The sequence below is a fragment of the Aeromonas taiwanensis genome (genome assembly GCF_000820165.1).
GTDB classification, from domain to species: Bacteria; Pseudomonadota; Gammaproteobacteria; order Enterobacterales; family Aeromonadaceae; genus Aeromonas; species Aeromonas taiwanensis.
Window position 1 is genome coordinate 1 of the sequence record NZ_CDDD01000058.1, and the last position, 12,934, is coordinate 12,934.

Here is a 12,934-nt window from a genome sequence, read left to right on the forward strand (position 1 = left end):
TCGCCTTCCAGCGCTTTCAGCGCGGAACCACGAACCACCGGCAGGTCATCACCCGGGAAGTCGTACTCGGACAGCAGTTCGCGAACTTCCATCTCGACCAGTTCCAGCAGCTCTTCGTCATCGACCATGTCGCATTTGTTCATGAACACGATGATGTACGGAACGCCTACCTGACGACCCAGCAGGATGTGCTCACGAGTCTGCGGCATCGGGCCGTCAGTCGCTGCTACTACCAGGATTGCGCCGTCCATCTGGGCAGCACCGGTGATCATGTTTTTAACGTAGTCGGCGTGACCCGGGCAATCTACGTGAGCGTAGTGACGGGTAGCGGTGTCGTATTCTACGTGGGAGGTGTTGATGGTGATACCACGCTCACGCTCTTCCGGTGCCTTGTCGATCTGGTCGAAGGCGAAAGCTTTACCACCGAAGTGCTTGGCCAGCACGTTGGTGATGGCGGCGGTCAGGGTGGTTTTACCGTGGTCAACGTGGCCGATGGTACCCACGTTAACGTGCGGTTTATTACGCTCAAATTTTTCTTTAGACATGATCGTCCCTCTAAACTAACGCTGAGTACGCGGTGGCAAGCTAACCACAGAACAGTTTATATGATGGATTTGAATCAGGGGGAGTAGAGAGGCGGTGCTGACAGGCTGGTTCGATTGCCGAACTCACCCTAGGGTGTGGCTTTCAGAATTACCTGAGCCATATCAGCATCTTGGAGCGGGCAGCGGGAATCGAACCCGCATCATCAGCTTGGAAGGCTGAGGTAATAGCCATTATACGATGCCCGCATTTCTCTAACCCAAAGAACTCAAACCGCAGAGAAATATGGTGGAGGGAGAAGGATTCGAACCTTCGAAGGCAGAGCCGTCAGATTTACAGTCTGATCCCTTTGGCCGCTCGGGAACCCCTCCAGTTGCACAAATGCCACAACGGTAATTCTGCTTGCACCCGTTGTTTTTGTCGCTTTTGCTGGGCAAATAGGCGACAGACATCCAAGCGTCGCGCATTTTATGGTAAGGATTTTGGGGATGCAACCATTGCGCCTTGCAAAATGTGCATTTATGCCGGGAACTATGCAAAAAAACGCTCCTTCTCGGTCACGGCCAGACAGGTCCCTTGTCGCTCCCGACCCCTTGGTGTATGGTCGCCCTGCCCAAGAAACAGTGATGACACCATGACGACAGAGCATAACCCCTATTTGCAATTCACCCGCGAACAATGGGCGTTATTGCGCGATGCGGTCCCCCTGACCCTGACCGAGCACGATCTGCAGACCCTGCGCGGGATCAACGAGAAGGTGTCATTGCAGGAGGTGGAAGAGATTTATCTGCCCCTCTCCCGCCTGCTCAATCTCTACGTCAAGGCCAAGCAGCGCCGCAGCCGGGTGCTGGAACAGTTTCTGGGCCAGTCCCGCGGCAAGGGCACCTACATCATCAGCATCGCCGGCAGCGTGGCGGGCGGCAAAAGCACCACGGCGCGGATCCTGCAGGCTCTGCTGGAACGTTGGCCGGAACACCCCAAGGTCGAACTCATCACCACGGATGGCTTTCTCTATTCCAAGAAGGAGCTGGAGGCCCGCGGCCTGATGCGTCGAAAGGGCTTCCCGGAATCCTATGACATCCGTCATCTGGTGGAGTTTGTGGCCAATGTCCGGGCCGGCCACGAGAGGGTCGAGGCCCCCGTCTACTCCCACCTCATCTACGACATCCTGCCCGACGAGAAGAAGGTGGTGGAGCAGCCGGACATCCTGATCCTGGAAGGGCTCAACGTGCTGCAAAGCGGCATGGATTATCCCCAGGATCCCCATCGCGTCTTTGTGTCGGATTTTGTCGACTTCTCCATCTACGTGGATGCCGAGGCAGACCTGCTCAAGAGCTGGTACATAGAGCGCTTCCTCAAGTTTCGCAGCGGCGCCTTCTCCGATCCCAACTCTTATTTCCATCATTATGCCCAGCTCAGCGATGGCGAGGCGGTGGCCGTCGCCTCCGGGATCTGGCAAGAGATCAACTACGTCAATCTGGTCGAAAACATACTGCCAACCCGGGAGCGTGCAAACCTGATCCTGACCAAGGGCAACCAGCACGCCATCGAGCAGATCAAGCTGCGCAAGTAGCCGCAACGCTCGATACAAAAGAAGAGGGGGCCCGCAGGCCCCCTCTTCATGTCCGCAATCCCGAGCGGACAATGCGCGCTCAGTCGCCCCGGCGCAGGGAGATCTCCCCCCCCAGGTAGTACTTGATCCCCTCCTCCGTCTCCAGACGCAGGGCGCCGCGATCGTCGATCCCCCGGGCCGTTCCGCGAATAACCTGATCCCCCATCAGCAGCTTCACCGGCTGACCGGCAAAGTGATCGAGCCGGTTCCACGCCTCGACAAAACTCGTCAGCCCCGTCTGTTCGAAGGTCTGCATGGCCTGCTGCAGATGCAGCAGCACGGAGGCGGCCAGCTGGTTGCGATCCACCAATTCGGGCTGGATGTGGCGAAGCTCGGACCAGGCCTGGTCGATCTTCTCCCCCTGCTGTCGTGGCATGGCCAGGTTCAGGCCGACCCCTATCACCAGATGGCAGCTGGCCCCGGCACTGCCGCTCATCTCCACCAGGATGCCAGCCAGCTTGCGGCCCTGATAGTAGAGATCGTTGGGCCACTTCAGCTCCACTCCGGGGTAGCCGAGGGATTCCAGCGCCTCCACCACGGCGACCCCGACCGCCAGGCTCAGTCCCATGGCGGCCGCCATGCCCTGTTCCAGCCGCCAGTACATGCTCAGGATCAGCTGGCAACCGAAGGGGGAGACCCAGGGCTTGCCACGGCGCCCCCGTCCGGCGGTCTGGCATTCTGCCAGACAGCTCTCGCCGGTGCTCAGCTGGTTGACACGCTCCAGCAGATACTGGTTCGTGGAGTCGATCACCGGGAAGCAATGCACCGGTGCCATGGGAGCCTGCGCCCGCAACTGAGCCTCGTCGTAGAGCGCCATGGGCACCGCCAGACGATAGCCCTTGCCGGTCAGGCTGAACAGATCCAGGCCCAGATCCTTGAGCGCGGCCATGTGCTTGCTCACCGCCGCCCGGCTGATGCCGAGCTGCTCGCCCAGCTGTTCGCCGGAGTGAAACTGGCCGTCGCTCAGCAGGCCGATCAGGGTCTGTCTGATGGGTGTCAGGGTCATGAGAGCACCTCGTCCAGCCAGGTCTCGCCTTGTGTTCCCATGAAGCGCACCTCGTGTTCCAGCGCCACGCCGAACTTCTGTTCCACGGTGTCGCGGACATGGGCCGCCAGGGCGATCAGTTCCATGGCGCTGGCACCACCGAGGTTAACCAGCACCAGTGCCTGCTCCTGATGGACGGCGGCGCGGCCGATGGCAAAGCCCTTGAGCCCGCACTGATCGATGAGCCACCCCGCCGCCAGCTTGGCCAGCCCTTCACCCGCCGGATAGAGCGGCATCTGGGGGTATTTCAGCTTGAGGGACTCCGCCAGTGCGGCGGGCACCACGGGGTTCTTGAAGAAGCTGCCCGCGTTGCCGAGTATCGCCGGGTCTGGCAGCTTGGCCATGCGGGTGGCGCAGACGGTATCAAAGATGGCTTGCGCCGTCGGAGCCTCACCCAGTGCGGCCAGGGGACCATAACCGGCAACCGGTTGCCAGGCCTTGGGCAGGCGCAACCCGACCGCAGTGATGAAGTGGGAGTCCTGATAGTCGTGCTTGAAGATGCTGTCACGGTAGCCGAACTGGCAGTCGGCTGCGGCGATGCGCTCCAGCTCGCCGCTTTGCCAGTTGAATGCCTCCACGTAGGCGCAGACGCTGGCCAGCTCGACCCCGTAGGCCCCGATGTTCTGCACCGGGGCGGCACCGACGGTGCCGGGGATCAGCGCCAGGTTCTCCAATCCGTGCCATCCCTGCCGCAGGGCATGGCACACCAGCTCGTGCCAGTTCTCGCCCGCCGCCACATGCAGGAGCCAGTGCTCACCTTCGTCATGAGCCGCGATCCCCTTCATGCCGTTGTGCACCACCAGGCCGGCAAAGTCATCACAAAACAGGATGTTGCTCCCCCCTCCCAGCACCAGGCGCGGCAAGGCGCTCAGCTCGGCGCTGGCTCGCAGCTGCACGAGGTCATCGAGCTGGGTCACCTCTGCCAGCCAGAGGCAGTGAGCCTCGAGGCCCAGGGTGTTGAGGGTCGACAGGGGGGCATGGGGGGTGAGTTTCATCTGTGTGTCCCGACAAGATCAGGGGCGCAGTTTACCCCAGATCCTGCAGGACGAAAAATCCGGGTGCGGATCGGACTCAGACTTCTCGGACTCAATCCGCTGGAGTAGAGTAACTTCTTCGACCCCCTGAGGAGGCATGAATGAACAACCAATTCGCCGTCATCGGTCTCGGCCTGTTTGGCAGTGCGCTGTGTGAAGAGCTGCAGCGGCAGGATGCCGAAGTGCTGGCCATCGACATCGATGAGAGCAAGACCCGCCAGATCGCCACCCTGTGCAACCATGTCATCGTCGCCGATGCCACCGACGAGGCCACGGTCGCCGAACTCGGGCTGGCCAGCTTCGACATCGTCTTCGTCGCCATCGGCGACAACCTCGAGACCAGCATCCTCACCACCCTCGTGCTCAAAGAGGCCGGCGTGAAGAAGGTATGGGTCAAGGCGCGCGACAAGTTTCACGCCAAGATCCTGCAGAAGGTGGGTGCCGACAAGGTGATCAACCCCGAGTGGGACATGGGGCGCCGGGTAGCCCAGAGCATGCTGGACAACCGCCTGTTCGACTATCTGGAGCTGGGCCACGACATGGTGCTGACCGAGTTCGTGATCGGTCTGCAACAGAACGCCCGCACTCTGGCCGATATGCACCTGCTGCAGCAGAGCGACTTCCAGCTGCTGGCCATCAAACGCGGTGAGGTGTTGCACAACGTGCTGACCGGCAAGATGGAGCTGCAGCTCGGTGACATCCTGATCCTGGCCGGCAACAAGCACGCCATCGATCACTGGCTCGACACCCTATGATCAACTGGCGCAGCAACTACACCTTCACCCTCTATCGGGAGGACAACTCCCGCTGGAGTGAAGCCAGGCTGATCCTCGGCAGCTTCCTCATCATTCTGCTGGTCGGCACCCTGTTTCTGGTTCAACCCTCCAGCCACAAGGGCGAGGTCACCTTCATCAACGCCCTGTTTACCGCCACCTCGGCCATCAGCGTGACCGGTCTCGGGGTGGTGGATACAGGTACGGCCTTCACGCTGCAGGGACAGATCATCCTGCTCATCCTGATGGAGATAGGCGGGCTGGGCCAGATGACCATGACCCTGCTGCTCATCGCCATGTTCAGCAAACGGGTCGGCCTGCGCCAGCAGGTACTGGCCAAGGAGGCGCTGGGGCAGGAAGGATCGGTCAACATCGTCCAGCTGGTGAAGCGCATCGTCCTGTTTGCCCTGATTGCCCAGCTGATCGGCACCGCCATCATGGCCATTCGCTGGGTACCCGAAATGGGGTGGTCCCACGGCCTCTACGTCAGCTTTTTCCATGCGGTATCCGCCTTCAACAACGCCGGTTTCTCGCTGTTTGCCAACAATCTCATGGACTATAGAGATGACCCCATCATCAGCCTGACCATTCCGGCCCTGCTCATCCTCGGCGGCGTCGGCTTCACCGTCATCGTCGATCTGGTGCGTCACCGTCGCTGGCGCAAGCTGAAACTGCACAGCAAGCTGATGCTGGTGATGACCCCTGCACTGCTGCTGCTGGGCACCCTGATGTTCTGGCTGCTGGAGCACAACAATCCCGGCACCTTTGGCAACGCCGACCTGGGCGGTCAACTACTGGCCGCCTTCTTCCAGTCTGCGACCGCCCGTACCGCAGGATTCAATACCATAGACATCGGCCAGATGGTGCCGGCCTCACTGCTGTTCATGATGATGCTGATGTTCATCGGGGCCGGAGCGACATCGACGGGGGGCGGTATCAAGGTGACGACCTTCGCCGTGGTGCTGCTGGCGACCCGGGCCTTCCTGACCAAACGGCCCCATGTTACCGCCTATGGCCGCACCCTCTCCCCCCAGATAGTGACCCGCTCCCTGGCCATCATCATCGTCAGCACCATGGTGCTGATGCTGGCGATGTTCCTGCTGATGCTCACCGAGTCACACTCTTTCGACAAGATCATGTTCGAGACCGTCTCGGCCTTTGCCACCGTCGGCCTCTCGACCGGCATCACTGCCTCCCTGAGCGAACCGGGCAAGCTGATCCTGGTGCTGGTGATGATCTGCGGCCGTCTCGGCCCGCTGACCCTGGCCATCATGCTCTCCAGACCGAGCGAAACCCGGATCCGCTATCCGGAAGAGAGCGTCTACACGGGGTGAGCCCTTGCATGCAAGCGAATGAAGAGAGGGGCCCCTGGCCCCTCTCTTGCGTTCAACGCTTGTCAGCTCAAGCGGCCTTGCTCCCGCTCGAGCGCTTGCCCGTGCTCTTGCGGCCGCCCCCACCTGCGCTGGCGGGGGCCGCGCTCTTGCGTCGGGTGAAGCGTCGCTTGGCCGCCCCCGGCGCCGTCTTTGGCAGGGCATTGAAGCTGGCGCCGGAATCCTGCCTAGCCCCCTCCACCAGCCCGTGCAGCTGTTCGGTCAGGGGCCCCATGAATTGCTGGTAGCTGCCGTGGCGCTCGGCGATCTGGCCGAGGCTCTGCTCCCACAGCGCCGTCATGTCCGGCGTAGTGGCGCTGGCAGGCAACGCCTGAACCAGGGCTCGTCCGGTGGGGGTCGCCTTGATGCTCTTGCCCTGACGCACCAGGAAGCGACGCTTGAACAGCAGATCGATGATCCCGGCCCGGGTCGCCTCGGTGCCGAGGCCGTCGGTCTCCCGCAGGGTCTTGCGGATCTCGGGATCCTGCACGTAGCGGGCGATGCCGGTCATGGCCGCCAGCAAGGTGGCGTCGGTGAATGGCTTGGGCGGCTGGGTCATCTTCTCCAGCAACTCCCCCCGCTCGCAAAGCAGTTGCTCCCCCTTCTTCAGGGCGGGCAGAGTGCCGGCTTTCTCTTCATCGTCATCTTCCTCCACCCCGAGCAAGGCCTTCCAGCCCGCCTTGAGGATGCGGCGCGCCTTGGCCTGGAACAGGCCGCCGGCAAGGCGCAGCAGCACCTTGCTGTCGTTGTACTCGAACGGCGGATAGAACTGCAGCAGGTACTGGCGGGCGATGAGGCCATAGAGTTTGGCCTCGTCGGCCCCCAGGCTCCCCTCATTGCCGCGCTTCTCGGTGGGGATGATGGCGTGGTGGGCATCCACCTTGCCGTCGTTCCACGCCTTGCTGCGGATCCTGCCGTCCGCCTCGTTCACCGCCCTGGCCAGCGCCGGGGCCGTGGCGGCGATCGCCTCCCGCACCTGGGGTGCCCGGTTGAAGTGTTCGCTCGGCAGATGGCGACTGTCCGATCTGGGATAGGTGATGAGCTTGTGGCGCTCGTAGAGGCTCTGGCAGACATCCAGCACCCGCTTGGCATCCATGCCGAAACGCTTGGCCGCATCGATCTGCAGGCTGGAGAGGTTGTAGGGCAGCGGCGCCGCCTGCTTGCGGGCCTGCTCCTCCACCTCCTCTACCTGCGCGGACTGCCCCTGGATGCGCTCCACCACCTTGGCGGCCAGCGCCCGGTTGAGCACCCGCCCCTCCTCGTCCTGCCACGGCAAGCAAGCCTCGGAGGGCAGCCACTTAGCGCTGAAACGCTCGTTGTTGTCTGTCACCAAGTGGGCCAGCACCTCGTAGAAGGGCTTGGGGACGAAGGCCTCAATCTCGAGATCCCGTCGCACCACCAGCCCGAGCAAAGGGGTCTGCACCCGACCGACCGAGAGCAGCTCGCTGCAGCCCCCCTTGCGGCCCAGCAGGGTGTAGGCGCGGGTCATGTTGATGCCATAGAGCCAGTCGGCCCGGCTGCGGGCCAGGGCCGATACCGCCAGGGGCACGAACTCCTTGTTGTCCCTGAGCTTGTCGAGGGCACGGCGCACCGCCGGCGGGTTGAGGTCGCTGATGAGGCAGCGCTGCACCGGTTTGGTTTTGGGGTAGCCGAGGAAGTCGATCACCTCGTCCACCAGCAGCTGCCCCTCCCTGTCCGGGTCACCGGCGTTGACCACGCAGTCGGCCTGCTTGATGAGACGCTTGATGACGGCGAGCTGGGTCCTGGTCTTGGGCTTGGCCACCAGCTGCCACTGGCTCGGCACTATGGGGAGGTGATCCATCCGCCACTGTTTGAAGGCGGCGTCATAGGCATCTGGCTCTGCCTGCTCCAGCAGGTGGCCGATGCACCAGGTCACCACATCCCCCTGGGCCGTCTCGATGAACCCCTCCCCCTTCTTGTGGGGCTTGGGCAAGACGTCGGCGATGGCGCGGCCAAGGCTGGGTTTCTCGGCGATAAAGAGTCGCATGACAGACACACCTGAATACTGTATATGCGAACAGTATACATCTCTCGCCATACAAAGCCCAGGTCCGGGCTGACCAGCCGAACCTGCAGGCGGAGGATCCATCCTTTGCGGCGTCCCTCCCCTTGCGCAGGCAAAGATCGGCTTATATACGGAAAACTATAGAAATATAAAACTTTCGAACAAAAAAAGGTTTTCACTCGAAATTAAAGTCATGACCAAGGTCAACCCCGCGAATCCCAATACTACTACTATATTGGTATTACCCGATTCGAAGGACACTGTCGCCATGCTTGGAAAAATGCTGAGAAAGACTTGGTTCTGGCTCCTGCTGCTCGGAGCCCTGCTGGGGGTTGCCGCGCTGGGGGTCACCGTCACCGTGCTGCACAAGACCAGCTCCACCGAGTTCTGCGTCTCCTGCCACACCATGCAGACCCCGCTCGCCGAGTATCAGGGCAGCGTCCACTTCCAGAACGCGAAGGGCATCCGTGCGGAGTGCGCCGATTGCCACATCCCCAATGATCCCGCCTCCTACCTCTGGACCAAGATCCGCGCCGTGAAGGACATCTATCACGAGGCGATCGGCACCCTCGACACCCCTGAAAAATACGAGGCCCACAAGCTGCGCATGGCGCAGTCGGTGTGGGATCAGCTCAAGGCCAACGACTCCGCCACCTGTCGCAGCTGTCACAGCTACGCCGCCATGGACATCCTGGCCCAGCGCCCCAACGCCCGCACCGAGCACCCGGTCGCCATCAAGGAAGGCCAGACCTGTATCGACTGCCACCGCGGCGTCGCCCATATCATGCCCGACATGAGCGAGCTGGCCGCCGCCGGTGCCAGCGAACTGGCCGCTGCTGCCGCCCAGACGCCCGCCTCGGTCACCACCCGCTACGCCATCGCCACCACCCCGCTCTATCTGGATGCCAAGGCCACCACGGATGAAGGCACCCTGATGCCCTCCACCCAGGTTGCCATCCTGGCCAGCGACAACGGCCGCGCCCAGGTGCGCATCGACGGCTGGCAGCAGGATGGCGTGAGCGAGGTGTTCTACGCCGCCCCCGGCAAACGGATCCTGAGTGTGCTGGTCGGCGAGACCGCCAGAAAGGCCCTCGTGACCGGCCAGAGCGAGACCGACAGCGCCACCAACCTCACCTGGCATCAGGTCAGCCTGACCGCCTGGGTCGACCAGCGCCAGCTCATCGGCGACCAGGGCAAGCTGTGGCAATACGCCTCCACCCTGATGTCCAACAACTGCACCGGCTGCCACGGTCTCACCGCGCTCGACCACTTCAATGCCAACCAGTGGATCGGCGTCATCAAGGGGATGGAGTCCCGTACCTCCCTCACCCCGGAGCAGGCTCGCATGCTCACCCAATACGTGCAGAAACACGCCAGTGACATGAGCACTGCGCACTAAGGCCGGAACAGAGGATTTCCCCATGACTTTTTTCAATGACCAACAGACCACCCTCTCCCGCCGCAGCCTGCTCAAGGGCCTGGGGGCCTGCGCCGCCCTGCCCCTGCTCGGCACCCTGTTCCCGAAACACGCCCTGGCCCAGGCCATCAGCACGGCCCTCGAACAGTTCCCCACCCTGGTGCCCGCCCAGAAGGGCATACTGACCGGTGCCCACTGGGGAGCGTTCGAGGCCATCGTCGCCGATGGTCGCATGGTGCGCGTCCAGCCGGTGGCGGACGATCCGGCGCCGAACGATCTCATCGACATGGCGCCGTTCCAGGTGCACGCCAAAAATCGCATCAAGTTTCCCATGGTGCGCAAGAGCTGGCTGGAACACGGCCCGGGCGCCAAGCCCGAGCTGCGCGGTGCCGACCAGTGGGTACGGGTGAGCTGGGACAAGGCCATCGAACTGGTGGCTGGCGAGATCCAGCGGGTCCAGTCTGATTTCGGCCCCCAGGCCATCCACGCCGGATCCTACGGCTGGAAGAGCGTCGGCATGTTCCACAACAGCCGCACCCTGCTGCACCGCCTGATGAACCTGGCCGGCGGTTTCACAGGCTATGCGGGTGACTACTCCACCGGCGCCGCCCAGGTGATCATGTCCCACGTGATGGGCTCCATCGAGGTGTACGAGCAGCAGACCGCCTGGCCCAACGTGGTGGAGCACGCCGAACTGGTGGTGCTCTGGGGGGTCAACGCCCAGGTCACCCTGAAGAACAGCTGGAACATGCCGGATCACGAGGGACAGGCGGGCTTCAAGGCGCTGAAAGAGAAAGGCACCCGGGTCATCAGCATCGATCCCGTCTACAACGAGACCGCCAAGCAGGCCAATGCCGAGTGGATTGCCCCGAATGCCTACACAGACGTGGCCATGATGCTGGGGGTGGCCCACACCCTGTATAGCGAGAAAAAGCACGATCAGGCTTTCCTCGACCGCTACACCACGGGGTTCGACACCTTCCTCGCCTACCTGCTCGGCAAGGACGACGGCGAGCCCAAGAGCGCCGAGTGGGCGGCCGCCATCTGCGGCGTCGAGGCCAAGGTGATCCGCCAGCTCGCCCTCGACATGGCCTCCAGGCGCACCATGATCATGGCTGGCTGGGGCATGCAGCGGCAGCACCACGGCGAGCAACCGAACTGGATGCTGATCACCCTGGCCGCCATGCTGGGCCAGATCGGCCTGCCTGGCGGGGGCTACGGCTTCAGCTATCACTACTCCTCCGGTGGCAGCCCCACCGCCAAGGGGGGCATACTGGCCGGTATCTCCGCCGGCAACGCGCCGAAGAACAGCCCGGCCCCCATCCCGGTGGCTCGCATCGCCGACTGCCTGGCCAACCCGGGCAAGACCATCGACTTCAACGGCCGCAAGGTGACCTACCCGGACGTCAAGCTGGTGTACGTGGCGGGCGGCAACCCCTTCCACCACCACCAGGACACCAACAACCTGCTGCAGGCCTGGCGCAGGCCGCAGACCGTGATCGTCCACGAGCCCTACTGGACCGCCACCGCCAAGCACGCCGACATCGTGCTGCCGGTGACCACCAGCTACGAGCGCAACGATCTGGAGATGGGGGGCGACTACTCCCAGCGCTATGTGTTTCCGATGCACCAGTGCGTACCGCCCCAGTTTGAAGCCCGCAACGACTTCGACATCTTCAGCGCCGTGGCCGCCAAGCTGGGGCTGCAGGAGCAGTACACCGAGGGCAAGGACGAGATGCTGTGGCTCAAGCAGATGTACGACGGCATGGCCGCCCAGGCACGCGGTGCCCGGGTCGCGCTGCCGCCGTTCAGCATGTTCTGGGAGTCCAACAACTATGTGCGCTTCCCCATCCCGGAAGCGAACCGCCAGTGGATCCGCCACGCCGATTTTCGCGAGAACCCGCTGCTCAATCCACTCGGCACGCCGTCCGGCAAGATAGAGATCTTCTCCAAGACGGTGGCGAGCATGGGCTATGCCGATTGCGCCGGCCACCCCAGGTGGTATGAGCCCAGGGAGTGGAGCAAGAGCGATGTCGCGGCCACCTACCCCCTGTCCCTCAACACCTCCCACCCGACCCAGCGGCTGCACTCCCAGCTCGACAACACCCCGCTGCGGGACAAGTTCGCGGTGGCCGATCGGGAGGCCATCCTGATCCACCCGGCCGATGCCAAGGCGCGCGGCATCCAGGGTGGCGATCTGGTGCGCGCCTTCAACGAGCGCGGCCAGATCCTGGTGGGGGCCCTGATCTCCGAGGATATCCGCCCCGGGGTGGTGCGGATCTGCGAGGGGGCCTGGTTCGACCCGGCCAAGCCGGGGGAAGCGGGGAGCCTGTGCAAGAACGGCAACGTCAACTGCCTCACCTTCGACGAGGGCTCCTCTAGCCTGGCCCAGGGCAACTGCGGCCACATGGCCCAGCTGCAGATCGAGAAGTACAGCGGCCCCGTACCGGCCAACACCGCCCACGAGGTGCCAGCCAACGCCTGACGTTGGCTGGCAGGCCAGCAAAAACGGCGCCATCAAGGCGCCGTTTGCTTATTCAAATGACCTAGAAGGGCCTTAGAAGTCCCCTTCGACCCTGTGCTCTTCCGCACACTCGACCCAGGTTGTGGCCAGAGCGCAGACGAGGCGACTCAGAAGTCACCCTCAACCATGTACTCTTCCGCACACTCCACCAGCTGGGGCCAGAGATCTTCCGGCACCCAGGCCTCTGGGTCATCTTCGTCCCCGTCATACTGGGTCCAGAAGAAGGCCCGCAACCCGCTCGCGAAGTCGTCGCTGATCTCCGCCAGCTCGGAGAGCGGCCCCAGCCAGGCGATGCGACGCAGGCCGGAGGCGAGGTCGTTGATGGCGTCCATCAGGCTGCGGTCGTCCAGGCTCTGCTCCACCAGCAGGGTGAAGCGCTCGCGGGCGCTTTCGGTCTGGTCTTCGTCCAGCTCGCCCACATCGGCCAGCAGATCGACGAAATCCTCCAGCAGGAACTGGATCAGGGCGTCCCTGTCCTCGAACCACTGGATCTGGGCTCCCTTGGTCCCCAGCACGGAGGCATCGAACGAATCGTCGAGATGACACAGTGCCCACGGATCGTCACTCATTGCTACCCTTCCTCAACCTTG

Annotated in this window: 10 protein-coding genes and 2 tRNA genes; 5 read left to right on the forward strand and 7 right to left on the reverse strand. The window is 63.0% G+C overall.

Annotated elements, in window-relative coordinates; genetic code table 11:
- The 3 genes from BN1136_RS10285 to BN1136_RS10295 all read right to left on the reverse strand — a co-directional run.
- Positions 1-545, reverse strand: a 545-nt coding sequence (locus tag BN1136_RS10285; RefSeq protein WP_043808498.1) for a GTP-binding protein, incomplete at its 3' end; no start/stop codon positions are given.
- Between the two features lie 171 nt (positions 546-716).
- Positions 717-791: transfer RNA gene (locus tag BN1136_RS10290), tRNA-Gly, on the reverse strand.
- A 38-nt stretch (positions 792-829) separates the two neighbouring features.
- Positions 830-914: transfer RNA gene (locus BN1136_RS10295), tRNA-Tyr, on the reverse strand.
- A 263-nt stretch (positions 915-1,177) separates the two neighbouring features.
- Between BN1136_RS10295 and coaA the strand changes: the two genes are divergently transcribed.
- Complete coding sequence (gene coaA, locus BN1136_RS10300) at positions 1,178-2,116, forward strand: type I pantothenate kinase (RefSeq protein WP_043762495.1); 939 nt, start codon at positions 1,178-1,180, stop codon at positions 2,114-2,116.
- A 79-nt stretch (positions 2,117-2,195) separates the two neighbouring features.
- On the opposite strand, the gene birA is transcribed toward coaA, so the two are convergent.
- Both birA and murB read right to left on the reverse strand, forming a co-directional pair.
- A complete protein-coding gene (gene birA / locus BN1136_RS10305; RefSeq protein WP_043762493.1) occupies positions 2,196-3,161 on the reverse strand; it encodes a bifunctional biotin--[acetyl-CoA-carboxylase] ligase/biotin operon repressor BirA in 966 nt (321 codons plus the stop codon).
- The gene (murB, locus tag BN1136_RS10310; protein WP_043762491.1) at positions 3,158-4,195 is read right to left on the reverse strand and encodes a UDP-N-acetylmuramate dehydrogenase; all 1,038 of its coding nucleotides are present in this window, start codon (positions 4,193-4,195) and stop codon (positions 3,158-3,160) included. The genes birA and murB overlap by 4 nt, the downstream gene beginning before the upstream one ends.
- 140 nt (positions 4,196-4,335) lie before the next feature.
- On the opposite strand from murB, the gene BN1136_RS10315 reads away from it, so the two are divergent.
- Both BN1136_RS10315 and BN1136_RS10320 read left to right on the forward strand, forming a co-directional pair.
- Positions 4,336-4,989 carry a potassium channel family protein gene (locus BN1136_RS10315; RefSeq protein WP_043762489.1) on the forward strand — a complete coding sequence of 218 codons (654 nt, stop codon included), beginning with the start codon at positions 4,336-4,338 and terminating at the stop codon, positions 4,987-4,989.
- Positions 4,986-6,341 (forward strand): TrkH family potassium uptake protein, encoded by a 1,356-nt coding sequence (locus tag BN1136_RS10320; RefSeq protein WP_043762487.1) that lies wholly within the window; start codon positions 4,986-4,988, stop codon positions 6,339-6,341. The genes BN1136_RS10315 and BN1136_RS10320 overlap by 4 nt, the downstream gene beginning before the upstream one ends.
- Before the next feature lie 67 nt (positions 6,342-6,408).
- On the opposite strand, the gene BN1136_RS10325 is transcribed toward BN1136_RS10320, so the two are convergent.
- Positions 6,409-8,385, reverse strand: a complete 1,977-nt coding sequence (locus BN1136_RS10325) for a DNA topoisomerase III (protein ID WP_043762485.1) — start codon at positions 8,383-8,385, stop codon at positions 6,409-6,411.
- Positions 8,386-8,671: 286 nt separating this feature from the next.
- Between BN1136_RS10325 and BN1136_RS10330 the strand changes: the two genes are divergently transcribed.
- On the forward strand, positions 8,672-9,802 hold the full coding sequence (locus BN1136_RS10330) for a NapC/NirT family cytochrome c (RefSeq protein WP_043762484.1): 1,131 nt from the start codon (positions 8,672-8,674) through the stop codon (positions 9,800-9,802).
- 22 nt (positions 9,803-9,824) lie between these two features.
- The gene (gene torA / locus BN1136_RS10335; protein ID WP_043808463.1) at positions 9,825-12,305 is read left to right on the forward strand and encodes a trimethylamine-N-oxide reductase TorA; all 2,481 of its coding nucleotides are present in this window, start codon (positions 9,825-9,827) and stop codon (positions 12,303-12,305) included.
- Between the two features lie 146 nt (positions 12,306-12,451).
- On the opposite strand, the gene BN1136_RS10340 is transcribed toward torA, so the two are convergent.
- Positions 12,452-12,913 (reverse strand): hypothetical protein, encoded by a 462-nt coding sequence (locus BN1136_RS10340; RefSeq protein WP_043763982.1) that lies wholly within the window; start codon positions 12,911-12,913, stop codon positions 12,452-12,454.
- Positions 12,914-12,934: the final 21 nt, after the last annotated feature.

Excerpts from the sequence above, each read along its gene's own strand:
- coaA (WP_043762495.1), top strand. The coding sequence starts at position 1,178 with ATGACGACAGAGCATAACCCCTATTTGCAATTCACCCGCGAACAATGG.
- birA (WP_043762493.1), bottom strand. The coding sequence starts at position 3,161 with ATGACCCTGACACCCATCAGACAGACCCTGATCGGCCTGCTGAGCGAC.
- murB (WP_043762491.1), bottom strand. The coding sequence starts at position 4,195 with ATGAAACTCACCCCCCATGCCCCCCTGTCGACCCTCAACACCCTGGGC.
- BN1136_RS10315 (WP_043762489.1), top strand. The coding sequence starts at position 4,336 with ATGAACAACCAATTCGCCGTCATCGGTCTCGGCCTGTTTGGCAGTGCG.
- BN1136_RS10320 (WP_043762487.1), top strand. The coding sequence starts at position 4,986 with ATGATCAACTGGCGCAGCAACTACACCTTCACCCTCTATCGGGAGGAC.
- BN1136_RS10325 (WP_043762485.1), bottom strand. The coding sequence starts at position 8,385 with ATGCGACTCTTTATCGCCGAGAAACCCAGCCTTGGCCGCGCCATCGCC.
- BN1136_RS10330 (WP_043762484.1), top strand. The coding sequence starts at position 8,672 with ATGCTTGGAAAAATGCTGAGAAAGACTTGGTTCTGGCTCCTGCTGCTC.
- torA (WP_043808463.1), top strand. The coding sequence starts at position 9,825 with ATGACTTTTTTCAATGACCAACAGACCACCCTCTCCCGCCGCAGCCTG.
- BN1136_RS10340 (WP_043763982.1), bottom strand. The coding sequence starts at position 12,913 with ATGAGTGACGATCCGTGGGCACTGTGTCATCTCGACGATTCGTTCGAT.